This is a genomic window from Acidovorax sp. sif1233 (assembly GCF_019218755.1).
Taxonomy (GTDB): Bacteria; Pseudomonadota; Gammaproteobacteria; order Burkholderiales; family Burkholderiaceae_C; genus Acidovorax.
Genome location: NZ_JAHUWZ010000001.1, coordinates 860,481 through 884,585 on the forward strand (window position 1 = coordinate 860,481; position 24,105 = coordinate 884,585).

The window sequence follows — 24,105 nt, forward strand, 5'->3', positions numbered from 1 at the left end:
TGGCGCGGCGGGCTTCGCAGCTCAGCGGCACCACGGGTTCATGGTTCGGCGCTTGCGGGCCGGATTACTGAACCGGTTTCTCGTAGTGGGTGCTCATCTGGTAGATGCCGCGCAGATAGGCCACGCGCTTGATGATCTCGGCCAGGCCCTGCAGGAACATCAGTGAAAAACCGATCGGCATGAGCAGGATGGCGGGCCAGCGGATCAACCCCCCCGCATTGCCCGACATTTCGCCCGAGAAGAAGGCACGGGTGAACAGCGGCCAGCTCAGGTAGGCGATCAGCAGCATGGCGGGCAGCAGAAACACCACCAGGCCCGCGATGTCGACATACACCTGCTTGTTGCCGCGCAGCTTGCCGTAGATGATGTCGACGCGCACGTGCTCATTGAGCATGAGGACGAACGGGGCGCCCAGCATCACGGTGGCGGCGAACAGGTACCACTGGATCTCCAGCCAGGCGTTGGAGCTGAGGTCCAGGCCATAGCGGATGAAGGCGTTGCCTGCCGAGATGAGCGCCGCGGCCAGGACGGTCCACGTGGCCACCTTGCTGAGCTTGCCGGAAATCCAGTCCATGCCCAAGGCTAATTTGAGTAGTGCTGACACTTGGTGTCTCCTGAGAGTATAAAAAAGGGGCGGGCCCAATGCGCTGCTGGGCCCAGGGGCATGTCCGCGGCCTGCACGGCGCGCAGCAATATCCCAACGGGTGTCCGAAAGTAACGCGCATCCTACCCCTTCGCCGCTGAAGAAAGCCTGACGCGCGGACATGGGGTTTTCCTCAGGGGGGCGGGTGTCTGCCCCTCTTTCTCCTGCCTTTTTTCTCCGGTGTCCGCCCACCGCGCCGTCTCCCGGCGGGCGGCCTGCTGCCCATGCCTCCTGTGGCTTCGGAGTCGCTTCAGCGGACTCCCGGGCCCCTTCCGTCCCTCAGGCCGTGGCGCGTGCCCGGCGCTTGGGGCGGGCAAAGCGCCACCAGGGCAGCACGGTGCTCATGGCCAGGACTTCGCCGCAGTGCAGGGGGGTGTAGCCCGGCAGGGCCCCCAGCCGCTCCAGCCATTCGGGGGTCTGCAGCAGCGCGCGTAGCGCCTGCGTGGCGGGCTGGTCCAGGCTGGCCTTGAGGCATGCCAGGTGGTAGCGCTCGTGCACCAGCGGCACGAAGCCCAGTCCGCGCGCCCGCGCGGCCAGCTCGATGCCCATGCCCACGTCCGCGGCACCCGCGGCCACGGCCTGCGCCACCGCCGTGTGAGAGGGTTCGTTGAGCGCATAGCCCGCGATGGAGGTGGCCCCGATCCCGGCTTGCGCGAGCAGGTCGTCGAGCAGCACGCGCGTGCCGGTACCCAGCGGCCGGTTCACGAAGCGGGCCCCGGTGCGGGCGATGTCGTCCAGGCCGTGCAGCGCCAGCGGGTTGCCGGGTGCGACGATGAGGCCCTGGGTGCGCTGGGCAAAGCCGATGATCTTGTGCAGCCCGGGCTGCAGCAGGGGCTGGTAGGTGCGTGCCGTCAGAGAGTCCGCCTTGGCGTTGTCCACGGTGTGAAAGCCCGCCAGCGTGCAGCGCCCTTCGTTCAACGCGCGGATGGCATCCACGCTGCCGGTGAAGCGGATGTCCAGATGCAGCGCGCCCGTTCCGCCGTGCGCCGCGGCATGGGCGCGCAGCGCGGCCAGCGCGTCGTCATGGCTGGCGTACAGGGTGAGCACATGGGCGTGGGGGTCGAAGGCCACGGCGAATGCGCGTTCCAGGTCGGCGTGCAGCGCGGCGATCTGCGGCGCGAGCCGTGCCTGGGCCTGCCGCTCCGCCCACAGCAGCTTGGCGCCGAACTCGCTGAGCTGCGCCGACTGGCCCTTGCCCCAGATGATGAGTTCGCCGCCCAGCTGGTCCTCCCAGCGCTTGAGGGCCCCCCAGACGTGGCGGTAGGACAGGCCCAGCCCCCGCGCCGCGCCGGAGATGGACCCGTGCTCCGCCACCGCCTGCAGCAGTTCGGGCAGCGGGTTGCGGATCAGCGCGTTGCCGGCATCGCGGCTGAGTGTGTAGTGAAGTTGGACCCTATGCACGGGAGTTCATATCGCTGGATATTGGTTGGGTGCCTACGATAGCCGAACCCATGTCCACACTCTCGGAAAGCGCGAGCACAGCGCTGCAACTCACTCTCTCGTCCGACCCCGTCCTGTGGACCATCGTGGGCCGCTCCCTGTCGGTCAGCGCCACGGCGTGCCTTCTTGCCTGCGGCGTGGGCCTGGTGCTGGGCGCCTGGCTTGGCGTGGCCCGCTTCGCCGGGCGCGGCGCCGCGCTGGCGGTGCTCAACACCTTGCTGGCGGTGCCGTCGGTGGTGGTGGGGCTGGTGGTGTACCTGGTGCTCTCGCGCAGCGGGCCGCTGGGCTCGCTGGGCTGGCTGTTCAGCTTCAAGGCCATGGTGCTGGCGCAGGCCATCCTGGTGTTGCCGGTGGTCACGGCGCTCACGCGCCAGGTGGTGGAGGATGCCGAGCGCGCGCATGGCGAACAGCTGCGCTCCATGGGCGCGGGCCCGCTGCTGCGCGCCCTGCTGCTGGCGTGGGACGAGCGCTACGCCCTGCTGACGGTGCTGCTGGCATCGTTTGGCCGCGCGATCTCGGAGGTGGGCGCGGTGATGATCGTGGGCGGCAACATCGACGGCTTCACGCGCGTGATGACCACCGCCATCGCCCTGGAGACCAGCAAGGGCGACCTGCCCCTGGCGCTGGCGCTGGGCATCATCCTGCTGGCCGTGGTGCTGGCGCTCAATGTGCTGATCGCCCTGGTGCGCCGCTGGCGCGAACGGGTGGACGGCTCTGCATCCAGCACCCCCGTGGGGGTGGCGGCATGAGTGGGCCCTTGGCAAACCCCTGGGTCGATCTGCGCCAGGTGACCGTGCGCTACGGCCACGTGCAGGCGCTGGACCGTGTCACGCTGCGCATCACCCCCGGCGAGCGCGTGGCGCTGGTGGGCGCCAACGGCAGCGGCAAAAGCACGCTGCTGCGCGTGCTCAACGGCCTGGCCGATGCCAGCGGGGGGGGCCTGCAGTGCGATGCCGCGCTGCGCCAGGCCATGCTGTTCCAGCGCCCGCACATGCTGCGCACCAGCGCACGGAACAACGTGGCGCTGGCCCTGTGGCTGCGGGGCGTGCGGTGGCGCGATGCGCGAGTCACGGCGCTCACGGCGCTGCAGCGCGTGGGGCTGCGGGACATCGCCGCGCAGAACGCGCGCACCCTGTCGGGGGGGCAGCAGCAACGCGTGGCGCTGGCCCGCGCCTGGGCGCTGCGGCCCGACGTGCTGCTGCTGGACGAACCCACCGCCAGCCTCGACCCGCATGCCAAGCGCGAGGTCGAGGCCCTGATGGCCGACTTTGCCGCCAGCCACAGCGCGGCAGGCCCGGCGCACCCCGTGACCATGGTGTTCAGCAGCCATAACCTGGGCCAGGTCAAGCGCCTGGCCAACCGCGTGATCTACATGGAGCATGGCCGCCTGGTGGCCGACCTGCCGGTGCACGATTTCTTCAACGGCCCCCTGCCGGAGGCCGCCCGTCTGTTTGTCAAAGGAGAGCTGGTATGACGAGTTTCAAGCCTTTTCGCGCTGCAGCGCTGGTACACAAAGCGCTGGTAGCTATTGTTTTGGTAGCGTCTGGTTCCGCGTTTGCGCAGAGCATCACCATGGCGTCCACCACCTCCACGGAGCAGTCGGGCCTGTTCGGCTACCTGCTGCCCGAGTTCAAGAAGGCCACCGGGCTCGATACCAAGGTGGTAGCGCTGGGCACGGGGCAGGCGCTGGACATGGCGCGCCGGGGCGATGCCGACGTGCTGTTCGTGCACGATCAGGCGGCCGAGGAAAAGTTCGTGGCCGATGGCTGGGGCGTGAAGCGCTATCCCGTGATGTACAACGACTTCATCCTGATCGGCCCCAGGAACGACCCGGTGGGCACCAAGGGCAAGGACATCGTGCAAGCCCTGCAGAAGTTGTCCGCGGCCAACGGCGGCTTCATCTCGCGCGGCGACAAGAGCGGCACCCACGCGGCCGAGCTGCGCTACTGGAAGCTCGCGGGCGCCGACGCCGCCAAGGGCAGCGGCTACAAGGAATGCGGCTGCGGCATGGGGCCCGCGCTCAACATCGCGGCATCGAGCGGCGCCTACGTGCTGGCCGACCGGGGCACCTGGCTCAACTTCAAGAACCGCGCCGACCTGGCCATCCTGGTCGAGGGCGACACCAAGCTCTTCAACCAGTACGGCGTGATGGTGGTGAACCCCGCCAAACACCCGCACGTGAAGGCGCAGGACGCGCAGAAGTTCGTGGACTGGGTGGTGTCGCCCGCGGGCCAAGCCGCCATCGCCAGCTACAAGATTGGCGGCGAGCAGCTGTTCTTCCCGAACGCAGCCCCGTGAGAACGCGCCATGGAGCACCGCGTGAGGACGGCGGCCTTGGCCGCGGCCGTGGTTTGTGTGCTGGCCCTGCCGCTGGCGGGCTGTTCCACGGTGGCTGCCGAGGCCTTGGGCGCTGAAAAGGCACCCGTGCAGGTCTATGCCGCCGGCAGCCTGCGCGAGGCCTTCACCGAGATCGCGCGCGACCATGAAGCCCGCACCGGCCAGAAGGTGGCGCTGACCTTCGGGGCCTCGGGCCTGCTGCGCGAGCGCATCGAGAAGGGCGAGGCGGCCCAGGTCTTTGCCTCGGCCGACACCGACCATCCCGAGCGCCTGGCGGCCCGGGGCGGCTGGCGGGCGCCGGTGGTGTTCACGCGCAATGCGCTGTGTGCGCTGACCAGCGAGCAGATCAGCGCCACCCCCGGCACCTTGCTGGCCACCTTGCTGCGCAGTGACGTGCGCGTGGGCACGTCCACGCCCAAGGCCGACCCGTCGGGCGACTACGCCTGGGCGCTGTTCCGCCAGGCCGACAAGATTCAGCCGGGCGCCTATGCCCAGCTGGATGCCAAGGCCCTGAAGCTCACGGGGGGCGCGGACTCGCCCAAGCCGCCCGCCGGCCGGGGCACTTACGCATGGGTGATGGACCAGCGCCAGGCCGATGTGTTTCTGACCTATTGCACGAACGCGGTGGCCGCGCAGGCCGAGGTGCCGCGCTTGCGGGTGGTGCAACTGCCCCCCGCGCTGCAGGTGGGGGCCGCCTATGGCATGGCGGTGCGCGCCGATGCCCCCGCTGCGGCGCAGGCGTTTGCCACCGCGCTGCGGCAACCGGCGGCGCAGGCCGTGCTGCGGCGGCTGGGGTTCGGGCCGCCCTGACAACCGAATCCGAATGCGTCGGTCGGCGGTTGCTGGGTACACACGCCATGCCCGCCCGCCCGCCTGGTGGGGTGGGCATGGCGTGTGTTTTTTTCCGGTGCCGCCGGGGGCCGCCGTGTTCAGTCGTCGTCGCGGTGGTGGCTGCTGCGCCAGATGGCGCGCACCAGCCACAGGCCGCAGACCACCGCGCCGAAGAATCCGAGAAACCCGAAAGCCGGCAGGCCGAACAGCGTGGGTCCGCCCTTGACGGTCATCACGATGGACGAGCCGATGATCAGCGCGGCAATCACCAGCGCCATCGCGAGCCGGTTGGCCGAACGGTCGATCTGGTCGCCCACGCGCTTGAGGTGGGCCAGCTCGATGCCCACCTGAAAATGCCCGCGCCGCGCATTGCGCAGCAGCCGCGCGACATCGTCGGGCAACTGCTCCACGGTCGATAGCGCGCGCCGCAGCGTCCACCAGGCGCGGCCCGCCAGCGCCCGGGGGTGGTAGCGGTCGCGCGCCACCTGCTGGAGCAGGGGCAGGGCCTCGGTGGCCATGTGGAAGTCCGGGTCCAGGTTGCGGCCCATGCCTTCGAGGGAGATGAAGGCCTTGATCAGCAGCGCCAGGTCCGCCGGCAGGCCCAGGTGGTGTTCGCGCAGGATGGCGGTCACGTCGGCCAGCATCTGGCCCAGGCTCAGCTGCGCCAGCGGCACGCCGTGGTACTGGTCCACGAAGGCCTCCACCTCGGTCTCCAGCTGGCCCAGGTTGACGCCGTGTTCGTCGCCCGTCCAGTCCAGCAGCACATCGGCCACCGCCTGCGGCTGGTGCTCCACCAGGCCCAGCAGCAACTGCAGCAGCTCTTCGCGCCGGCGCTGCGACAGGCGGCCCACCATGCCAAAGTCGATGAAGGCAATGCGGTTGCCCGGCAGGTAGAACACGTTGCCCGGATGCGGGTCGGCATGGAAGAGTCCATCCTCCACGATCATCTTGAGCACGGCCTGCGCGCCGCGCCGGGCGAGCACCGAGCGGTCGAATCCGGCTTCGGGTACCAGCGCCCCCAGCGCGCCGCCTGGCGTTCCGTCGATGAAGTCCTGCACATTCAGGCGCTCGCGGGTGTGCTCCCAGTACACGCGCGGGATCACGATGTGGGGCAGCTGCGCCAGGTTCAGCGCGATGCGCTCGGCCTGCCGGCATTCGCCGGCCAGGTCGAGTTCGCGGCGCAGGGAGCGCGCGAACTCGCGCACCAGCTGCTGCGGCCGGTAAGGTTTCAGCGCAGGCAGTTCGGCCTCCGCCAGCGCGGCCAGGCGCAGCAGCAGGCGCAGGTCGGCGTGGATGGTGTCGGCAATGCCGGGGCGGCGGATCTTGACGATCACCTCGGTGCCATCGCGCAGCCGCGCGCGGTGCACCTGCGCGATGGAGGCCGCGGCCAGCGGCGTGGCGTCGAACCAGGCGAACACCTCTTCCGGCTCGGCCCCCAGGTCTTCCCGCAGTTGCGGGCGCAGCACATCGAGGGGCACGGCGGGCACCTGGCTGTGCAGCTTTTCAAACTCGGCGATCCACTCGGGGCCGAAGAGGTCCGCGCGGCCCGCCAGGATCTGCCCGAACTTCACGAACGCAGGCCCCAGTTCTTCCAGTGCCAGCCGCACCTGGGCGGGTGGCTCGACGCGGGCCAGGTCGGCGGCATGCGCCCAGTGCAGGGCCTGGCCGGCGCGTTCGAGCCTGTCGGCCAGGCCGAGGCGGCGCACGGTGTCGCCAAAGCCATGGCGCACCATCACACCCAGAATTTCCTTCAGGCGCCCCAGGTCGCGCGCCGTGTCCAGGGTCTCTATGAGCATGGGGCGATGATAGTCAGAACGCCAGCGCAGGCTTGTTCACCATCAGGTAGAACACCACCGCCATGGCCGCGAAGGCGGGGTAGCCCAGCGCCTCCCACCGGCGTGCATAGCGCCAGTACCGCGCGGGCGGGGCGCTGCCGCTGCGCGCCGCCTCCGCCGCCATGTCGCGCATGCGCAATTGCAGCCACACCACCGGCACCCAGCACGCACCGGCCACCGCGTAGAGCACGAGCGATGCGGCCAGCCACGGCGTGCTCCACGGCAGGCCCGCCATCGCGGCCATCGCCAGCCCCGTGGCCGGCTGGATGAAGACCGTGGGGGTGGTGAACCACCAGTCGGCGCGCACCACGAGGTGGCTGACCACGGCCTGCGCCTGCACGTTGCCGCTGCGGTTGGTGAAGAAGAGGTAGAACGCCGAGCCCAGCCCGGTGCCCACCAGCAGCACGCTGGAGACGATGTGAATCCACTTGAGGATGAGGTACAGGCTCATGGCGGGGGCGGCGAGGTGGTTGTGTCCTGCAGCAGCACCCACAGGATGGCGGCGATGGGCAGGTTCTTGGTGAGCGGCCCCAAGGGGTGCAGCCACCATGCGGGGTGGATGAGCGTGGCCAGCAGCGTCATGGCGGCCATCAGAAGCAGTGCGGCCGCATATGCGCAACGCCCGGGGCGCAACGCCAGCCACAGCCCCAGCACGAGGTCGGCAGCGGCCCCGGCCAGGATGAGGGCGGTGGGCAGCCACGGTGCACCACCGTCGGTCCACGCCCTGGGCAGGCCCGCCAGCAGCTCGCGGCTCTGGCCGTGGAGCTCCCACACGCTGGCGAAGGCGGTGGCCAGCCAGACCGCGACCAGGCTGTAGCGCAGCAGACGGTGTTGCGGCGGCGCCATCATGGTGGCGCGGGCTCCTCGACCACATCCGTCTGCATGCCCCATCGTGCGAATTCGGGGGCGAAGGCCTCCAGCGGGAGGAGTCCGGTGCTGGTATGGGCGCCGGTCGGCAGGGGATGCCCGGCGGCGAGCCGCCGGGCGAGCAGGATCGCGGCCATGCAGGGGATCTCGGGGCCGTGGTCGTGGTCTGCCGCGATGTGCCAGGCCCGGCGGCACGGCTGGCCCTGGGCACCGGTGCCCGCCGCGCGCACCACCATGCCCCCCAGCGGAGTGCCCAGGAAATCCAGCACACCCCCGGTGTGGTGCATCAGGCCCGCCAGCATCTCGGGGCGGGGCAGGATGCCCCAGCCGCGCAGCGCGGCGATGGCGGCGAAGGTGCGCTGCGCCAGGCCGACTTCCAGCGCGGCGCGGAAGGTGACGCGGTCGGCAGCCTGGTAGTGCGCGGGAAAAATCTCGAGGTCCGGGATGTCGCATACCGCGCCCAGGCGCGGCCGCAGGCGGTGGAACTGGACGCGGCTGGGTTGCGCCCAGCCGCGCCGGGGCTGCCAGCGCCCGCCCTCCCACACGGGAATGGGCAGGCCGCAGTAGCTCAGCACCGCGGCCAGCGTGGCCTGCCCGCGCGGCGCGCGCTGCGCGGGGGCGATGCAGATGTCGATGCTGTCGATGCGCTGCCAGCCCGCGCACAGGTGGTCGATGACGGCCGAGGACAGCGCCGGCACCGTGCTGGCGCCCGTGACGGCCGTGCGCTGCGCGGCGGTGAACGGGTCGTGCATGGCGGCAGGGAAATCGCACACGAATCGGCGGCCGTCGGCCAGGTCGACGTAGTGCGCTCCCGCCTCGGCGGCGGCCCGGGCCACGCCGTAGCCCTGTGCCTGGAACGGCCCGGCCGTGTGGATGACCAGGCCCACGCCCCACTGGCGCAGCGTGGCGGCCAGGCCGGGTGCCTGGTGGTCCAGCGCCACGCCCCGGGCTCCATGCCCGAGCGTGCCGGCCAGCGCCTGGGCGCGTGCCGCGTCACGGCCCGCCACCAGCAGCGCCACGTGGCGCGCCGTGGCGGGGTCGCCGGCCAGCGCGCGGCAGATGCGCGCGCCGAAGTTGCCGTAGCCGCCGAGGACCAGCGTGGTGAGTGCCGTCACGGGTGGTGCATGTCCAGGAGAAGAGGGGGTGAAAGGAGAAGGGCAGGCGCCAGGCCGGGTGGCTGGCGGTGTTTCCGGCGGCGCGCGGTGCGTTCGCATTCCCTGCTGGCGCGCTCCCGCGCGGTTGCGGCGGGGTGCGGGGGGGCCGCCTTGGGGGTGGTCATGTTCCGGGCACCCAGGGCGCCGGGCCCCGCGCGGAGGCCGTGGGCGCGCGCGCCGCCGTCGCGGTACCCTTCGCGGGCACCAGCTCCTGCAGCGCGGCACGCCGGGGCAGCATCTGCGTTTCGTGCCAGGCGGGCACGTCCGCCGCGGGCATGGGGCGGCTGTACACATAGCCCTGGATGCCGTGCAGGCCCACTGACCGCAGGATGCGCAGTTCCTCTGCGGTTTCAACGCCCTCCACCACCACGGACAGCCCAAACTCCTGCGCCAGCGTGCCGATGTGCCGCAGCAGCGACTGGCGGCGCCGGTCCTGCGGCAGCTGCTGCACGAACAGGCGGTCGCATTTGATGCCGGCGATCGGCAGGTCGGCCAGCATGCCCAATGACGAGTAGCCCGTGCCAAAGTCGTCCATCACCACCGCCACGCCCAGGGTGCGCAGGCGCTGCATCGCGGCCACCATCTGCGCGCCCAGCGCGATGATGGCGTGCTCCGTCAGCTCGAGCTTGAGCGCGTGGGGCGGCAGGGCGCGCTGGGCCAGTTCGCCGCGCAGCCAGGGCACGAAGCTGTCTTCCAGCAGCGTGAGGGGCGCCACGTTCACGCTGATGGTGACGTCGTGCAGGCCCTGGGCCTGCCAGGACTTCACGCAGTCGAGCGCGTTGGCCAGGATGGTGCGGTCCACTTCGACCGTCCGGCCCTGCAGTTCGCACACCAGCAGGAACATCTCGGGGTTGATGGGCCCCAGGGTCTTGTCGGTGATGCGCAGCAGCGCCTCGAACTGCACGCCCTGCTGCCGGAAGTCCAGGATGGGCTGGAAGTGCAGCGCCAGCCGTTGCGGCCGCAGCAGGCTGGGCAGGTGGTCGGCGATGAGCGACAGCTGCATGTCGCGCTCGGGGTTCTGGGCCATGTTGGATACCCGCATCATCGACAGGCCCCTGCGCAGCAACTGCTGGCGGCCGGTGTCAAACCGCATGTTGCTCAGCTGTTCCATGGCCAGGGCGATGCCGAACACCAGCACGATGCCGAGCAGCGCATGGCTCTCGGATTCGCCGCGTGGCGTGCGGGCGTGCAGGGCAAAGGTGTTGACCAGCAGCCAGTGCAGCAGCAGGATCGCGGCCCCGCACAGCACCTTCTCCTCCCACGACTGGCGGCGGTAGCGGGGGGTGAGCACGCTCAGCCTGGCCGAGCGGTGGCGCATGGACGTGACGGTGGCGATGCCCATGGCGATGGCGAAGGCCAGCGCGATGGCCGTCCAGTTCACCGAGGCGAAGTCCTGCACCTGGTCCCGCGTGATCGTGAAATGCGCCACCAGCATGCCGACGGCCAGGCACAGCCCCGCCACCGCGATGCGTGCCTTGCTGGCACCGGTGCTGAGCGTGGGAATCGTCAGGCGCGCGCTGACCACCATGATGATCAGCCCGCTCAGGGCGGGCACCAGGTCCAGCGCCGCGGCGTGGTGCGCCAGTTCCGCATACATGAACAGGCCGACCACATCGAGCGCCCAGACGATGCAACCGATGCACAGGGCCGCGTGCGACGCGCTGATGCGCCGGCTGGACGGATCGACCGAAAATGCCGTGTGCTCCACCAGCCGCTGGCAGACATGCACCACCAGCGACGCGAACAGCCAGAACAGCAGGCACTGGAGCAGCGGCGGAAACCCCACCGCGAACGCCTGCGCTGCGTTGTGCCAGATTGAAACCACCATGTCCCGCCCTCGTTGTGGAGGGGCATCATACGACCGTTGGGCGGCCGGTCCGGCGCCTCGCGGCACATCCCTGGACAGTGTCGGCTGTCCGACACTCAGTTGACGATGGCGATGCCCTTGACCTGCGCGAAGACCGCCTTGCCGGGCGCCAGCGCCAGTGCCTGGGCCGAGCGCTGGGTGATGCGCGCCAGCAGCCGCGTGGGCCCCAGATCCAGCGCCACCATGAGCTGCCCGGGGCTGTCCTCGGCGACCTGGGCCACGGTGGCGGGCAGGACGTTGAGGATGCTCGTGTGTGCCGGTTCGGTGAGCGCCAGGCTCACGTCGCGTGCCTGCACGCGCAGGCGGATGGGCTCCCCGGCCGCGCGCGCCACCGGGCTCACCAGCAGCAGCCGCCGCCCCGCGAACGCCACCGTGGTGACATGGTCGTCCGGGTCGTGCCCGAGCACCTCGCCGTCGATCACCGTGGCCGCCGCATCGCCATGGGCCAGGGGCAGGTCCAGCCTGACGATCAGCTCGTGGGTGCTGCCCTGGGCCTGCACCCGGCCCGCCTGCATCAGCACCATGTGGCCCGCCAGCCGGGCCACCTCGTCGATGGAGTGGCTGACGTAGAGCACCGGGATGTCCAGCGTGCGGTGCAGGCGCTCCAGGTAGGGCAGCACCTCGGCCTTGCGCTGTGCGTCCAGCGCGGCCAGGGGTTCATCCATCAGCAGCAGGCGCGGACTGGTGGCCAGGGCGCGGGCCATCGCCACGCGCTGGCGTTCGCCGCCCGACAGCGCATGGGGCTTGCGGTCCATCAGCGGGCCGATGCCCAGCAGCTCCACGGCCTGCTCCAGCGCCACCTTGCGGCGCGCGGCGGGCGTACGCCGCAGGCCATAGCCGATGTTGCCGCGCACGCTCAGGTGGTCGAACAGGCTGGCTTCCTGGAACACATAGCCCAGCGCGCGCTCGTGCGTGGCGCGCCAGACCCGCAGCGCATCGTCCTGCCATACCTCGCCGTTGACTTCCACCCGGCCCGGTTGCGCCCGCGCCAGCCCCGCGATGGCGCGCAGGCAGGTGGTCTTGCCGCAGCCCGAGGGCCCGAACAGGGCCGTCACGCCACGCCCCGGCAGGCGCAGGTCCACGTCCAGCGTGAAGCCGGGGCGCTCCAGCTTCAGCCGGGCGGTGATCTGCGGGGGGAGCGTCTCGTCCTGGGGTGCCATCGCGCCGGCCCTCATTGCACCATGGACGCCGGCCGGTGCCGCGTGAGGTTCAGCCCCAGCAGTACGACGAACGAGAACAGCACCATGCCGCCGGCCAGCCAGTGGGCCTGCGTGTATTCCAGCGCCTCCACATGGTCGTAAATTTGCACCGACACCACGCGCGTCACGCCGGGGATGTTGCCGCCCAGCATCAGCACCACGCCAAACTCGCCCACCGTGTGGGCGAAGCTCAGGATGGCGGCGGTCACGAAGCCCGGGCGCGCGAGCGGCAGCGCCACGGTGAAAAAACGGTCCATGGGCCCGGCGCCAAGCGTGGCGGCGGCTTCCAGCGGGCGCTGGCCGATGGCCTCGAACGCGTGCTGCAGCGGCTGCACCGCGAAGGGCAGCGAGTAGATGAGCGAGCCCGCCACCAGCCCCCAGAAAGTGAAGGGCAGCGTGCCCAGCCCCAGCGACTGCGTGAACTGGCCCACCGGGCCGTGGGGGCCCATCGTGACCAGCAGGTAAAAGCCGATCACCGTGGGCGGCAGCACCAGCGGCAGCGCCACCACGGCCGACACCGGGCCCCGCCAGCGCGACGGCGTGTGCGCCAGCCACCAGGCCAGCGGCGTGCCCAGCACCAGCAGCAGTGCCATGGTGGTGCCCGCCAGGCGCAGCGTGAGGCCGATGGCCGCAAGGTCGGCGCTGGAAAAAGGCATGGATAGCTGAAAAACGGATGGGGAGGTGAAGGGAAATCGCCGGGGCCGCGGCGCCGGCGCGTGTGGGCCGCCGGCTCAGAAACTATAGCCGTAGGACCTGATGATGGCGCGTGCCTTGTCGCCGCGCAGGTACTGGAGCAGTGCCGCGGCGGCGGCGCTGTCCTTGCCGGGGCTGAGCAGGGCCGCGTCCTGGCGGATGGGTTCGTGCAGTTCGGCCGGTACCTGCCATGCGGACCCGCCCGTGATCTTGCCATCGGCCATCACCTGCGACAGCGCCACGAAGCCCAGCTGCGCGTTGCCCGTGGAGACGAACTGGTAGGTCTGGGCAATGTTCTCGCCCTGCACGAAGCGCGGCTGCAGCCGCGCGGTGACGCCCAGCTTGTCCATCACCTGCATCGCGGCCAGGCCGTAGGGGGCGAGCTTGGGGTTGGCGATGGCCAGGTGCTTGAAGTCGCCGGTCTTGAGCACGGCGCCCTGCGCGTCCACGGTGCCGGGCTGCGCGCTCCACAGCACCAGCGTGCCGATGGCATAGGTGAAGCGCGAGTTGGCGACGGCCTTGCCTTCCTTCTCCAGCCTGGCGGGGGTGGTGTCATCGGCCGCCAGCAGGATCTGGAATGGCGCACCGTTGGTGATCTGCGCATGGAACTTGCCCGTGGCGCCGAAGGACAGCTCCGCCTTGTGGCCGGTGTCGGCCTCAAATGCCGCGGCGATCTTCTGCATGGGGGCGGTGAAGTTGGCGGCCACGGCGACCGACACGCTGTCGGCATGGGCGGCCTGAAACATCGCAAGGCAGATGGCGGTGGCGGCAAGGGAGCGGGACACAGGAATGAAGCGGAACGGCATGGCGGCGTGGCGCAGGTGCGCTATTCATTAATGGAATAGCGAGAGTATATGAAGCCACGGCGGCCCGGCGCCTGGCGGCAGAAAAAAACGCGCCCCGGACATGTGCTGGCGAGAGATGTCCCTGCGCCAGGTCAACAGGCGGGCCCGTTGCCACTGCCGCGTTGCGCCGGGGCGCGAAGGCGGGGCGGGGGCGGTGCGCCGTCCGGTCAGAATCCCATGCCGGCCCTGGCCACCAATCCGATCTTCACCATGCCTTCCTCCCTTTCCATTTCTTCCGCGCTGACCCACGCCCTCACCGACAAGCGCATCGACATCCTGCGGCAGATCGGCGCCACGGGCTCGATCTCGCAGGCGGCCCGGGTGGTGGGGGTGAGCTACAAGGCGGCCTGGCAGGCGGTGGACACCCTGACCAACCTCGCGGGCAGCGCGCTGGTGGCGCGGGCCGTGGGTGGGGCGGGGGGCGGCGGGGCGCGGCTGACCGAGGCGGGGCAGCAGTTGCTCGCCGCCGCCGATGCCATGGCCCAGGCGCGCGGCGCGGTGCTGTCGCGCTGGCAGGCCACGCCCCATGCCGGGCCCGCGCTGGCGCGGCTGGCCGTGCGCACCAGCATGCGCAACCAGTGGCCGTGCGTGGTGCGGCGGCTGGAGGTGCAGGGGCAGATCGTGCGGGTGCACCTGGCGCTGGAGACCGGGGAGGGCGGGGGCGGCGCCCCGGCGGCGGCCGTGCTCATCTCGCGGATCACGCGCGAGAGCGCCGAACTGCTGGGCCTGCAGCCCGGGCTGGCGGTGCAGGCACTGTGCAAGGCCACGGCGGTGCGGGTGGAACGCCTGGCGGGCCCGCGCACCGAGACCGGCACGCAGGGGACGGAGGAGCCCGCCCGCTGCCGCCTGCCGGCCAGGGCGGTGCGCGTGGTGCGCGGCGCGTCGGGCGACGAGGTGTCCGCCGAACTGGCCGCGGGGGTGCGGATGGTGGGTTTTGCCCCCGCGGGCAGCGGACTGCGCGCCGGCAGCAAGGTGGTGCTGGTCGTCGATGACAGCGCGGTGGTGCTGGCCCTGGCGGAGGTCTGAGGCGGGTGCAGGGCGGCCGCTGGGGGCCGCCGACAGGCGTGCTGGCGGGATTGCTATTGTTTGAATAGCTGCAGCCGCTTGTGTGACAAGCGCGGTGCGGCATTTTCGTGCATGAACGCAGTCCTTGTGCCGGGCCCGAAGACCCGCCCTCAGTGCCCCCTGTGCGCCCCCAGCTTGCGGTACACGGTGGCGCGGCTGATGCCCAGGGCGCGGGCCGCCTCCGCCACGTTGCCGCGGGCATCCTGCACCGCCTGGAGGATGAGGGCGGTTTCCGCCTCGCGCAGCGGCGCGGGGGCCGCTGCGCCGGCAAGGCGCGGCCCATTGGCGGGCAAGGTGGCCTGCGCGCCCGGGGGCGCGGCCGCGAGGCCGTGGACACCCGCCGCGCGCGTGCCGTGGTGCGCCAGCCCCTGCAGCCGCAGGCCGGACCACAGGGGCAGATCCAGCGGCCTGGCCGCGCCGCGCTGGCGGGCGGCGTCGAACAGCAGGGTCCAGGGCAGCGCGATGAGGTCACCGCAGTGCAACGGGCTGCCGGGCGCGCGCAGGGGCTGGGGCAGCAGCTGGCGGGCCACGCTGTTGCTGCCGATCACATAGCCATCGCCATCCAGCGCCACCAGGCCGTCGCCTTCGGCGCCCAGCGGGCAGCCGGGCCAGTTCAGGCGCAGCAGCAGCGCATGGGGCATGTGCAGCAGCAGCGCGTCTTCCATGGCGCGGGCCGAGCGCGCCACCAGGTGCCGCAGCTCGGGGCGCTCGGGCACGTCCACGCCGGTCAGGTCGAGCATGCCCATGCAGTGGCCGTGCGGATCGAACAGCGGCGCGCCCGCGCAGCTGTAGCTGGCGTTGTCGTCAAAGAAGTGTTCGCCCCGGTGCAGCCAGACGGGCTGCAGCTCGGCCAGCGCGGCGCCGATGGCCGTGGTGCCCACCGCGGCCTCCGAGAGGTCGATGCCCACGCGGCCGATGGCGCGGGCGCGCGGGTCGCGGCGGTCGAAGGTGCCCTGCACATCCACCACGATGCCGCGCGCATCGGTCAGGATGGCGAAGTAGCGCATGCCCGCGATGGCACGGGTGAGCTGTGCGAGCACCGGCCGCGCGGCCTGCAGCAGGGGGTGGTTCTGTTCCCGGCTGCGGCGCAGCGCGGGGGCGCTGACCATGTCGAACGCCACGTGCTGCGCGGGGCGCAGGCCCTGGGCCAGGCAGCGCTGCCACGATCGCGTGATCCAGGGCTCCACATCGGCGCGCGCGGGGGCCGCGCCATCGGCCAGCAGCGCATGGCGGGCCTGCGCGATCAGCGCGTGGCGGTCGGCGGCCGGCAACGGCGGTGCAGCGGAAAGCATCGGACAGACCCCTGGGACGTGGAAGGCGGAGCGGCGCGCGGAACGCCGTGCGCATGATGCGCCGGTGTGCGGCGCAACATGTTTCATTTTGAGAATATCCCGCGCGCACTCCCGTGAATCTAGGGTTCTCCCTAGGGGTGGGGCCGGGGGGCAGGCAGAAGATTCAACGGCCTATCCAGCCAAAACTCTTCCAGGAGACAGCCAGATGCAAGTCCAGTTCACGGTCAACGGGCGCGCTGCCAGCGTTGACGTCCCGCCCAACACCCTGCTTGTCCATGCGCTGCGAGAGCACCTGCTGCTCACCGGCACGCACGTGGGCTGCGACACCAGCCAGTGCGGCGCGTGCACCGTGCACGTGAACGGCCGCGCCGTGAAGTCCTGCGCCATGCTGGCCGTGCAGGCCCAGGGCGCCGAGGTGCAGACCATCGAAGGCCTGGCCGCCGCGGACGGCACCATGCACCCCATGCAGGCGGCGTTCAAGGAATGCCATGGCCTGCAGTGCGGCTTCTGCACACCGGGCATGGTGATGAGCGCGGTGGACCTGTGCAAGCACCATCCCCAGGCGAACGAAGGCGAGATCCGCGAGCTGCTCGAAGGCAACATCTGCCGCTGCACCGGCTACCAGAACATCGTGCGCGCGGTGCAGGTCGGCCAAAAAGCCATGGCATCGGCATAAAAAGGAGAACGACCATGGGTGCATCCGACTTTTCCAAGCTGCCGCACATCGGCGAATCGCTCAAGCGCAAGGAAGACTACCGCTTCCTCACCGGCGCCGGCCAGTACACCGACGACGTGGTGCTGGCCGCGCAGAGCCATGCCGTGTTCGTGCGTTCGCCGCATGCGCACGCGCGCATCAACAGCATCAACGTGGACGCCGCCAAGGCCGCGCCCGGCGTGCTGGGCGTGTTCGTGGGCGCCGACGTGGCGGCCGACAACATCAACGGCCTGCCCTGCGGCTGGCTCATCACCAGCACCGACGGCCAGCCCATGAAGGAGCCGCCGCATCCCATCCTGGCGCAGGGCAAGGTGCGCTACGTGGGCGACCACGTGGCCATGGTGGTCGCCCTCACGCAGCAGCAGGCGCGCGACGCGGCCGAGCTGGTGGACGTGGATTACGATGTGCTGCCCGCCGTGGTCAGCGTGGCAGATGCCGCCGCAGGCACGGTGGCGGGCGCGGGCCTGCATGACATCGCCGAGGACAACCACTGCTACAAGTGGGCCATCGGCGACAAGGGCGCGGTGGACTCGGTGTTCGCCAGTGCCGCGCACGTGACGAAGCTCGACCTGGTCAACAACCGCCTCATCCCCAACGCGATGGAGCCGCGCACGGCCATCGGCTCGTACAGCCGGGCCAACGACGAATACACGCTGTACGTGAGCAACCAGAACCCGCACGTCGAGCGCCTGCTCATGACGGCCTTCGTGATGGGCCTGCCCGAGCACAAGGTGCGCGTGATCGCCCCTGACGTGGGGGGCGGCTTCGGCTCCAAAATCTTTTTGTATGCCGAGGACGTGTGCCTGACCTGGGCGGCCAAGAAGCTCAACCGCAACATCAAGTGGGTGGCCGACCGCAGCGAGTCCTTCCTGTCGGACGCGCATGGCCGCGACCATGTGAGCCATGCCGAAATGGCGATGGACAGGGATGGCAAGTTCCTGGCCATGCGCGTGCACACCGACGCCAACCTGGGTGCCTACCTCTCCACCTTCGCCACGGCCGTGCCCACCATCCTCTATGCCACGCTGCTGGCGGGGCAGTACACCACGCCGCAGATCTATGTGGAGGTGGATGCCTGGTTCACCAACACCGCGCCGGTCGATGCCTACCGGGGCGCGGGCCGGCCCGAGGCCACCTACCTGCTCGAGCGCCTGGTATCGCGCTGCGGCTGGGAGATGAACCTGTCGCAGGACGAGATCCGCAAGCGCAACTTCATCACCAGCTGGCCCTACCAGACGCCGGTGGCGCTGCAGTACGACGTGGGCGACTACCACGCCTGCATGAACCAGGCGCAGGAGCTGGCCGACGTGGCGGGCTTTGCGGCGCGCAAGGCGGCCAGCGAGGCCAAGGGCCTGAAGCGCGGCATCGGCTACAGCAGCTACATCGAGGCCTGCGGCATCGCGCCGTCCAACATCGCAGGGGCGCTGGGTGCGCGCGCGGGCCTGTTCGAATGCGGGGAGGTGCGCGTGCACCCCACGGGCAGCGTGACGGTGTTCACCGGCTCGCACAGCCACGGCCAGGGGCACGAGACCACCTTTGCGCAGGTGGTGGCCGCGCGCCTGGGCATTCCGGTGGAGAACGTGGACATCGTGCACGGCGACACGGGCCGCGTGCCGTTCGGCATGGGCACCTACGGGTCGCGCTCCATCAGCGTGGGCGGCGCGGCCATCATGAAGGCGCTGGACAAGATCGAGGCCAAGGCCAAGAAAATCGCCGCGCATCTGATGGAGGCCAGCGACGCCGACATCGACTTCAGCGGCGGCGAGTTCACGGTGCGCGGCACGGACAAGAAGATCCCGTTCGGCCAGGTGGCGCTCACGGCCTACGTGCCGCACAACTACCCGCTCGACAAGCTCGAACCTGGGTTGAACGAAACAGCGTTCTACGACCCGACCAACTTCACCTTCCCCGCAGGCACCTACATCTGCGAGGTCGAGGTGGACCCCGCCACCGGCAGCACGCGCGTGGACAGGTTCACTGCCGTGGACGACTTCGGCACCATCATCAACCCCATGATCGTGGAAGGCCAGGTGCACGGCGGCCTGGTGCAGGGCATCGGCCAGGCGCTGATGGAAAACTGCGTGTACGACCGCGAGACGGGCCAGTTGCTGACGGGCAGCTTCATGGACTACGCCATGCCGCGCGCTGATGACTTCCCCGAGTTCAAGCTGGGCCATGTCTGCACGCCCTGCACGCACAACCCGCTGGGCACCAAGGGCTGCGGCGAGGCGGGGGCCATCGGTTCGCCGCCGGCGGTGATCAATGCGGTGCTCGACGCACTGCACCCGCTGGGTGTCAAAGAGTTCGACATGCCCGCATCACCGCACCGCGTGTGGGAAGCCATCCAGAACGCCAAGGCCTGAGGAGACACACCATGTACGCCTTCACCTTTGAAAACCCATCGTCCACCGCAGCCGCCGCGCAGCTCATCGCCCAGGGCGGCAAGCTGCTGGCCGGTGGGCAAAGCCTGCTGCCTTCGATGCGGCTGCGCCTGGCCAATCCCGAGAAGATCGTCGACCTGAACAGTATTCCCGAGCTGGCGGGCATCCGCCGCGAGGGCAACGCGCTGGTGATCGGCGCCATGACGCGCCACATGGACGTGGCCAACAGTGCAGAGGTCCAAAGCGCCATCCCTGCGCTGGCCGACCTGGCCGCCCACATCGGCGACCGGCAGGTGCGCGCGCGGGGCACGCTGGGCGGGTCGGTGGCCAACAACGACCCCGCGGCCTGCTACCCCAGCGCCGTGCTGGGCCTGGGCGCCACCATCGTCACCAACCAGCGCGAGATCGCGGCCGACGACTTCTTCGTGGGCATGTACACCACGGCGCTGGAAGAGGGCGAGATCATCACCGCCATCCGCTTCCCCATCCCCAAGCGCGCGGCCTACCTGAAGTTCAAGCAGGCGGCATCGCGCTTCTCGCTGGTGGGCGTGTTCGTGGCGCAGACCGATGGCGGCGTGCGCGTGGCGGTGACGGGTGCGGCCAGCAGCGTGTTCCGGCACGCGGGGCTCGAGGCCGCGCTGAACCAGAGCTTCACGCCCGCATCGGCGGCGGCGGTCAGGATTGACGCGGGCGATCTCAACGCGGACATCCACGCGAGCGCGGCCTACCGCGCCAACCTCATCAGCGTGCAGACCCAGCGGGCGGTGGCGCAGATGCTGGGCTGACGGGCGGGAGAGTGCCCGCTGCCGCTGTCCGGCATCCAGGAGCGGGTGTTTGAATGAAATTGGCCTCCAGCGCTTGTCTGTCAAGCGCTGGTAGCTATTAAAAATATAGCGATGAACGTTTCCCCTGCTGCGCCCGTGACCGCGCCCGCGCTGTCCTCCATCGATGCCCTGGTGCTGGCCTTGCAGGGCGTCGGGTACTTTGCCGACCGGCGGCTGGCCACGGCCGTGTTCCTGGCGCTCCAGCTGCAGCGCCCGCTGCTGCTGGAAGGGGAACCCGGCGTGGGCAAGACGGCGCTGGCCCAGGCACTTGCCAAGGTGCTCTCGCGCAGCCTGATCCGCCTGCAGTGCTACGACGGGCTGGAGCAGCGCGAGGCGCTCTACGAATGGAACTACGCGGCCCAGCTTTTGCACATGCGTGCGGCGGAAGGCCAGGGCAGTGCCGACATGGCGCAGGTGGAGCGCGAGGTGTACCAGGACCGCTACCTCATCCGCCGCCCCCTGTTGCAGGCGCTGCAGGCACCAGCCCCCGGTGCGGTGCTGCTCATCGACGAGGTCGACCGTGCCGATGAGCCCTTCGAGGCGTTTTTGCTCGAATACCTGGGCGAGTACCAGGTGAGCATTCCCGAGATCGGCACCGTGCGCGCCACGGCCACGCCGGTCACCATCCTCACCAGCAACCGCACGCGCGACCTGCACGACGCCGTCAAGCGCCGCTGCCTGTACCACTGGCTGGACTACCCCGAGCGCGAACGCGAGCTGGCCATCGTGCGCGCCCAGGTGCCGGGCGCCAGCGACGCGCTGGCCGTCCAGGTGGCGGATTTTGTGGGCCGCCTGCGCAGCCAGCCGTTCGCCAACGCCTTTCAGCGCGCGCCGGGCATAGCCGAGAGCGTGGAGTGGGCCAAGGCGCTGGTGGCGCTCGACACCATCGTGGTGGACCCGGAGGTGGTGTCCGACACCGCCGGCATCCTCTTCAAGCAGCGCGAGGACGTGGCGGCGCTCACGCGCGACATGGCGGCGCAGCTGCTGCAGCCCGCCGAGACGGATGCGTGAAGGTTCGCGCCATGGCTGAGGGCATGACGATCTCGCAGCTGGGGGATGCCCGCACCGGCAAGCTGGCCGACAACCTCACGGGTTTTGGCCGCACGCTGCGCCGTGCCGGCGTGCCCGTGGATGCGGCCCGCATGGCCCTGGCGCAACAGGCCGTGATGCTGGTGGGCGTGGGGCGGGAGGACTTCGGCGCCGCGCTGGAGTCCGTGCTCATCAGCCGTGAGCAGGACCGGCAGGTGTTCCGCGAGCTGTTCGACGCCTATTTCAAGAACCCCGGCATCGCACAGAAGCTGCTGGCCCAGATGCTGCCCAGTGCCGAGTCCAGGGCCGAGCCCGCCAAACGCCGCCCGCGCGTGAGCGAGGCGCTGGCCCCGGTGCGCGCCGCGCGCGATGCGCCAGCGCCGCGCGAGGACGACAAGATCGACCTCGACGCCGCCATGACCGCCAGCGACCTGCAGCGCCTGCGGCACGCCGACTTCAACCAGCTTTCGGCCAGCGAATACAGGCTGGTGGAGCGGCTGGCGCGTGAAATTCCCTTGCCCCTGCCGCGCTATGCGGCCCGCCGCACCCGCCCGGGCACGCGCGGCGGGCGTCCCCACTGGCCGGGCGCCATGCAGCAGGCCGCGCGGACGGGCGGCGAGGTGCTGCGCGTGCCTTTGCTGCAGCGGCGCCGGCAGCCATTGCCGCTGTGCGTGCTGGTTGATGTGTCCGGCTCCATGGAGCGCTACGCGCGGCTTTTGCTTGCGTTTCTGCATGCCGCCACCGCGCCCCGCCACGCAGGCGCGGGCCTGCGCCGCGACGTGTTCGCGTTCGGCACCGGCCTCACCGACCTCACGCCCGCGTTCCGCCTGGCCGATACCGATGCGATGCTGGAGGCGGCCAGCCAGGCGATCCCTGACTTTGCCGGCGGCACGCGCCTGGGCGACAGCCTGGCCCGGTTGCGCGTGCAGCACGCGCGCCGGCTCGTGGGGCGGCGCACGCTGGTGCTGCTGGTCAGCGACGGGCTCGATACCGGCGCGCCCGAGGTGTTGGAGAGGGAGCTGGGCTGGCTGCGCCGGCACTGCGGCCGGCTGCTGTGGCTCAACCCCCTGCTGCGCTTCGAGGGCTATGCGCCCACGGCGCGTGGCGCCGCGGTGCTGCACCGCCAGGCCCACGGCATGGTCGCCGTGCACAACCTCAGCCGCCTGCAGGACCTGGCTGGCAGCCTGGCCGAAGTGCTGCGCCAGTGAGCGCGTGGCCCGCACGCGCACAGCCCCCCAATTGTTCAGGAACCCGGAGGACTCCACCATGGAAATGCAAGCCAGCCGAACCCTCGCCGTCAGCCAGCAGCAGGCCTGGGACGCACTCAACGATCCCGAGGTGCTCAAGCTGTGCATCCCTGGCTGCGACAAGGTCGAGCCCACGGGCGAGCACCAGTACAGCGTGGCGATGGCGCTCAAGATCGGCCCGGTGTCCGCCAAGTTCGCGGGCAAGATCACGCTCTCCGAGATCGTGCCGCCCGAAAGCTACACCATCGCCTTCGACGGATCGGGCGGCGTGGCCGGGTTTGGCAAGGGCAGCGCCCAGGTCAAGCTGGTGCCGCTGCCGGCCGATGCGGCCGGCCAGGACAGCTGCGAGCTGCACTACACCGTGCACGCCACCGTGGGCGGCAAGATCGCCCAGCTCGGCCAGCGCCTCATCGATGGCGCGGCCAAGGGCATGGCCGAGGATTTCTTCAAGCGCTTTGACACCGAGATGCAGCGCCGCCATCCGCGCGCGCCCGTGGCCGACGACCCCGAGCCCGGGGCGGGGGGCGGGGGCGCCGTTGCGGCGTCGGGCGCGCTGGCGGCATCGGCGGGTGAGGACAATCCCCCCAGCGGCATTCCGGTCTGGGTGTGGGTGGTGGGCGCGGCGGCGCTGGTGCTGTTAGCGTGGTGGTGGAACTGAGCCCCTGCAGGTTTGAGCCCCGCCCGAGGCGCCGCGCGCACCCTGTGTGGGCTGCGGGGCCGGAGGCAGGGGCCGTAGAAATGAATGGGCAACGAAGCAAATGGAAAACCTGGATGTGATGGTGCTGCGCACGCTGCAGGGCTGGCGGGCCGCGGGCCGGAGGGCGCTGCTGGCCACGGTGGTGCGGACCTGGGGCTCCTCGCCCCGGCCGGTGGGTTCGATCATGGCGCTGTGTGAAGACGGCTCGGTGGTGGGATCGGTCTCGGGCGGGTGCATCGAGGACGACCTGATCGACCGCCACACGCGGGCCTATGCGCAGGCGGCGGCGCAGGCCGGCACGGGCGATGGCGGCGATAGGCGCATTCCGAGCGGACCTCCCGCGTTTGTCAAATACGGCGTCACGGCCGACGAGGCGCACCGGTTCGGGCTGCCCTGCGGCGGCACGCTGGAGCTGCTGCTGGAATACGACCCCGACCCGGCCAGCCTCCGCGAGCTGATCCTTGCGCTGGAGGGCGGGCGGCTCATGCAGCGCACCGTGCGCCTGGCCGACGGGCTGGCCACCGTGCAGCCCGCCGCGGCCCCCGCCGAGCTGGCGGTGGACACCCGGCAGCTGACCAACACCTTCGGCCCGGAGTACCGGATGCTGCTGATCGGCGCCGGCCAGCTGGCGGAATACCTGGCCACCATGGCGCTGTTCAACGGCTTCGCGGTCACGGTGTGCGACCCGCGCGAGGAGTACCGCGGCAGCTGGAACGTGCCCGCTGCCACGCTGGTGAGCGGCATGCCCGACGATGTGGTGCTGGCCTTCAGGCCCGACCGGCGCAGTTGCGTGGTGGCGCTCACGCACGACCCCAAGCTCGACGACCTGGCGCTGCTGGAGGCGCTGGACACCGAGGCGTTCTATGTGGGCGGCATCGGCTCGCGCCGCAACAACGAAGCGCGCCGTGCCCGGATGATGGAGCATTTCGGGCAGACCGCCGAGAGCTTGGCCCGCCTGCGCGGCCCGATCGGCATCTACATCGGCAGCAAGACGCCGCCCGAGATCGCGGTGAGCGTGATGGCGGAAATCCTGGCCGTGAAGAACGGCGTGGCCCTGCCGCGCGACGTGGAGGTGGCGCAGGCCAAGAACGAGCGGGAACTGGCGCGGAACGACCCCGGGCCGCTGGTGTGCGGGCTGCGCTAG

The 24,105-nt window shown here is 70.5% G+C and carries 23 protein-coding genes; 12 read left to right on the forward strand and 11 right to left on the reverse strand.

Translation table 11 applies throughout. The features are described 5' to 3' along the window. Nucleotides 1-64: 64 nt before the first annotated feature. Nucleotides 65-604 carry a TRAP transporter small permease subunit gene (locus tag KW843_RS03910; RefSeq protein ID WP_218293772.1) on the reverse strand — a complete coding sequence of 180 codons (540 nt, stop codon included), beginning with the start codon at nucleotides 602-604 and terminating at the stop codon, nucleotides 65-67. Nucleotides 605-922: 318 nt separating this feature from the next. Continuing rightward, complete coding sequence (locus KW843_RS03915) at nucleotides 923-2,044, reverse strand: substrate-binding domain-containing protein (RefSeq protein WP_218293774.1); 1,122 nt, start codon at nucleotides 2,042-2,044, stop codon at nucleotides 923-925. Nucleotides 2,045-2,094: 50 nt separating this feature from the next. Between KW843_RS03915 and KW843_RS03920 the strand changes: the two genes are divergently transcribed. The 4 genes from KW843_RS03920 to KW843_RS03935 are packed head-to-tail and all read left to right on the forward strand — an operon-like array spanning nucleotide 2,095 to nucleotide 5,230. After that, complete coding sequence (locus KW843_RS03920; protein ID WP_218293776.1) at nucleotides 2,095-2,832, forward strand: ABC transporter permease; 738 nt, start codon at nucleotides 2,095-2,097, stop codon at nucleotides 2,830-2,832. Beyond that, entirely contained in the window at nucleotides 2,829-3,557 is a 729-nt protein-coding gene (locus KW843_RS03925) for a phosphate ABC transporter ATP-binding protein (RefSeq protein WP_218293779.1), read from the forward strand. Before KW843_RS03920 ends, KW843_RS03925 begins: the two co-directional genes overlap by 4 nt. Further along, a complete protein-coding gene (locus KW843_RS03930) occupies nucleotides 3,554-4,381 on the forward strand; it encodes an extracellular solute-binding protein (RefSeq protein ID WP_218293781.1) in 828 nt (275 codons plus the stop codon). The genes KW843_RS03925 and KW843_RS03930 overlap by 4 nt, the downstream gene beginning before the upstream one ends. 9 nt (nucleotides 4,382-4,390) lie before the next feature. Beyond that, the gene (locus KW843_RS03935; RefSeq protein ID WP_218293782.1) at nucleotides 4,391-5,230 is read left to right on the forward strand and encodes a molybdate ABC transporter substrate-binding protein; all 840 of its coding nucleotides are present in this window, start codon (nucleotides 4,391-4,393) and stop codon (nucleotides 5,228-5,230) included. A gap of 119 nt (nucleotides 5,231-5,349) precedes the next feature. On the opposite strand, the gene KW843_RS03940 is transcribed toward KW843_RS03935, so the two are convergent. From KW843_RS03940 to modA, 8 genes are all read right to left on the reverse strand, one after another. After that, the gene (locus KW843_RS03940; RefSeq protein ID WP_218293784.1) at nucleotides 5,350-7,047 is read right to left on the reverse strand and encodes an AarF/ABC1/UbiB kinase family protein; all 1,698 of its coding nucleotides are present in this window, start codon (nucleotides 7,045-7,047) and stop codon (nucleotides 5,350-5,352) included. 13 nt (nucleotides 7,048-7,060) lie between these two features. Beyond that, entirely contained in the window at nucleotides 7,061-7,537 is a 477-nt protein-coding gene (locus tag KW843_RS03945; RefSeq protein WP_218293786.1) for a DUF2269 domain-containing protein, read from the reverse strand. Further along, complete coding sequence (locus KW843_RS03950) at nucleotides 7,534-7,932, reverse strand: DoxX-like family protein (protein WP_218294431.1); 399 nt, start codon at nucleotides 7,930-7,932, stop codon at nucleotides 7,534-7,536. Before KW843_RS03950 ends, KW843_RS03945 begins: the two co-directional genes overlap by 4 nt. Further along, nucleotides 7,932-9,068, reverse strand: coding sequence for a saccharopine dehydrogenase family protein (locus KW843_RS03955; protein WP_370628428.1), 1,137 nt, complete (start codon nucleotides 9,066-9,068; stop codon nucleotides 7,932-7,934). Before KW843_RS03955 ends, KW843_RS03950 begins: the two co-directional genes overlap by 1 nt. Before the next feature lie 160 nt (nucleotides 9,069-9,228). Then, nucleotides 9,229-10,935 (reverse strand): EAL domain-containing protein, encoded by a 1,707-nt coding sequence (locus KW843_RS03960; protein ID WP_255594524.1) that lies wholly within the window; start codon nucleotides 10,933-10,935, stop codon nucleotides 9,229-9,231. Between the two features lie 95 nt (nucleotides 10,936-11,030). After that, nucleotides 11,031-12,134, reverse strand: a complete 1,104-nt coding sequence (gene modC, locus KW843_RS03965) for a molybdenum ABC transporter ATP-binding protein (RefSeq protein WP_218293789.1) — start codon at nucleotides 12,132-12,134, stop codon at nucleotides 11,031-11,033. 11 nt (nucleotides 12,135-12,145) lie between these two features. Next, nucleotides 12,146-12,829 (reverse strand): molybdate ABC transporter permease subunit, encoded by a 684-nt coding sequence (gene modB / locus KW843_RS03970; protein ID WP_218293791.1) that lies wholly within the window; start codon nucleotides 12,827-12,829, stop codon nucleotides 12,146-12,148. Between the two features lie 75 nt (nucleotides 12,830-12,904). Beyond that, complete coding sequence (modA, locus tag KW843_RS03975; RefSeq protein WP_255594618.1) at nucleotides 12,905-13,612, reverse strand: molybdate ABC transporter substrate-binding protein; 708 nt, start codon at nucleotides 13,610-13,612, stop codon at nucleotides 12,905-12,907. 309 nt (nucleotides 13,613-13,921) lie between these two features. Here modA and KW843_RS03980 point away from each other — a divergent pair, with 309 nt between their 5' ends. Beyond that, a complete protein-coding gene (locus KW843_RS03980) occupies nucleotides 13,922-14,737 on the forward strand; it encodes a TOBE domain-containing protein (RefSeq protein ID WP_218293794.1) in 816 nt (271 codons plus the stop codon). A 149-nt stretch (nucleotides 14,738-14,886) separates the two neighbouring features. Here the strand turns inward: KW843_RS03980 and KW843_RS03985 are convergent, their stop codons facing one another. Then, the gene (locus KW843_RS03985) at nucleotides 14,887-16,068 is read right to left on the reverse strand and encodes a helix-turn-helix domain-containing protein (RefSeq protein WP_218293796.1); all 1,182 of its coding nucleotides are present in this window, start codon (nucleotides 16,066-16,068) and stop codon (nucleotides 14,887-14,889) included. A 205-nt stretch (nucleotides 16,069-16,273) separates the two neighbouring features. Between KW843_RS03985 and KW843_RS03990 the strand changes: the two genes are divergently transcribed. The 7 genes from KW843_RS03990 to KW843_RS04020 all read left to right on the forward strand — a co-directional run bounded on the left by KW843_RS03990 (nucleotide 16,274) and on the right by KW843_RS04020 (nucleotide 24,105). Then, nucleotides 16,274-16,744, forward strand: a complete 471-nt coding sequence (locus tag KW843_RS03990; RefSeq protein WP_218293798.1) for a (2Fe-2S)-binding protein — start codon at nucleotides 16,274-16,276, stop codon at nucleotides 16,742-16,744. Nucleotides 16,745-16,758: 14 nt separating this feature from the next. Next, on the forward strand, nucleotides 16,759-19,146 hold the full coding sequence (locus tag KW843_RS03995) for a xanthine dehydrogenase family protein molybdopterin-binding subunit (protein ID WP_218293799.1): 2,388 nt from the start codon (nucleotides 16,759-16,761) through the stop codon (nucleotides 19,144-19,146). 11 nt (nucleotides 19,147-19,157) lie between these two features. After that, complete coding sequence (locus KW843_RS04000) at nucleotides 19,158-19,949, forward strand: xanthine dehydrogenase family protein subunit M (RefSeq protein ID WP_218293801.1); 792 nt, start codon at nucleotides 19,158-19,160, stop codon at nucleotides 19,947-19,949. 111 nt (nucleotides 19,950-20,060) lie between these two features. Beyond that, complete coding sequence (locus KW843_RS04005) at nucleotides 20,061-20,999, forward strand: MoxR family ATPase (RefSeq protein WP_218293802.1); 939 nt, start codon at nucleotides 20,061-20,063, stop codon at nucleotides 20,997-20,999. 11 nt (nucleotides 21,000-21,010) lie between these two features. After that, nucleotides 21,011-22,225 (forward strand): VWA domain-containing protein, encoded by a 1,215-nt coding sequence (locus tag KW843_RS04010; RefSeq protein ID WP_218293803.1) that lies wholly within the window; start codon nucleotides 21,011-21,013, stop codon nucleotides 22,223-22,225. 58 nt (nucleotides 22,226-22,283) lie between these two features. Next, nucleotides 22,284-22,922: a CoxG family protein gene (locus KW843_RS04015; protein WP_218293804.1), complete on the forward strand. Its 639-nt coding sequence runs from the start codon at nucleotides 22,284-22,286 to the stop codon at nucleotides 22,920-22,922. A gap of 100 nt (nucleotides 22,923-23,022) precedes the next feature. Continuing rightward, nucleotides 23,023-24,105 (forward strand): XdhC family protein, encoded by a 1,083-nt coding sequence (locus KW843_RS04020; RefSeq protein WP_218293805.1) that lies wholly within the window; start codon nucleotides 23,023-23,025, stop codon nucleotides 24,103-24,105.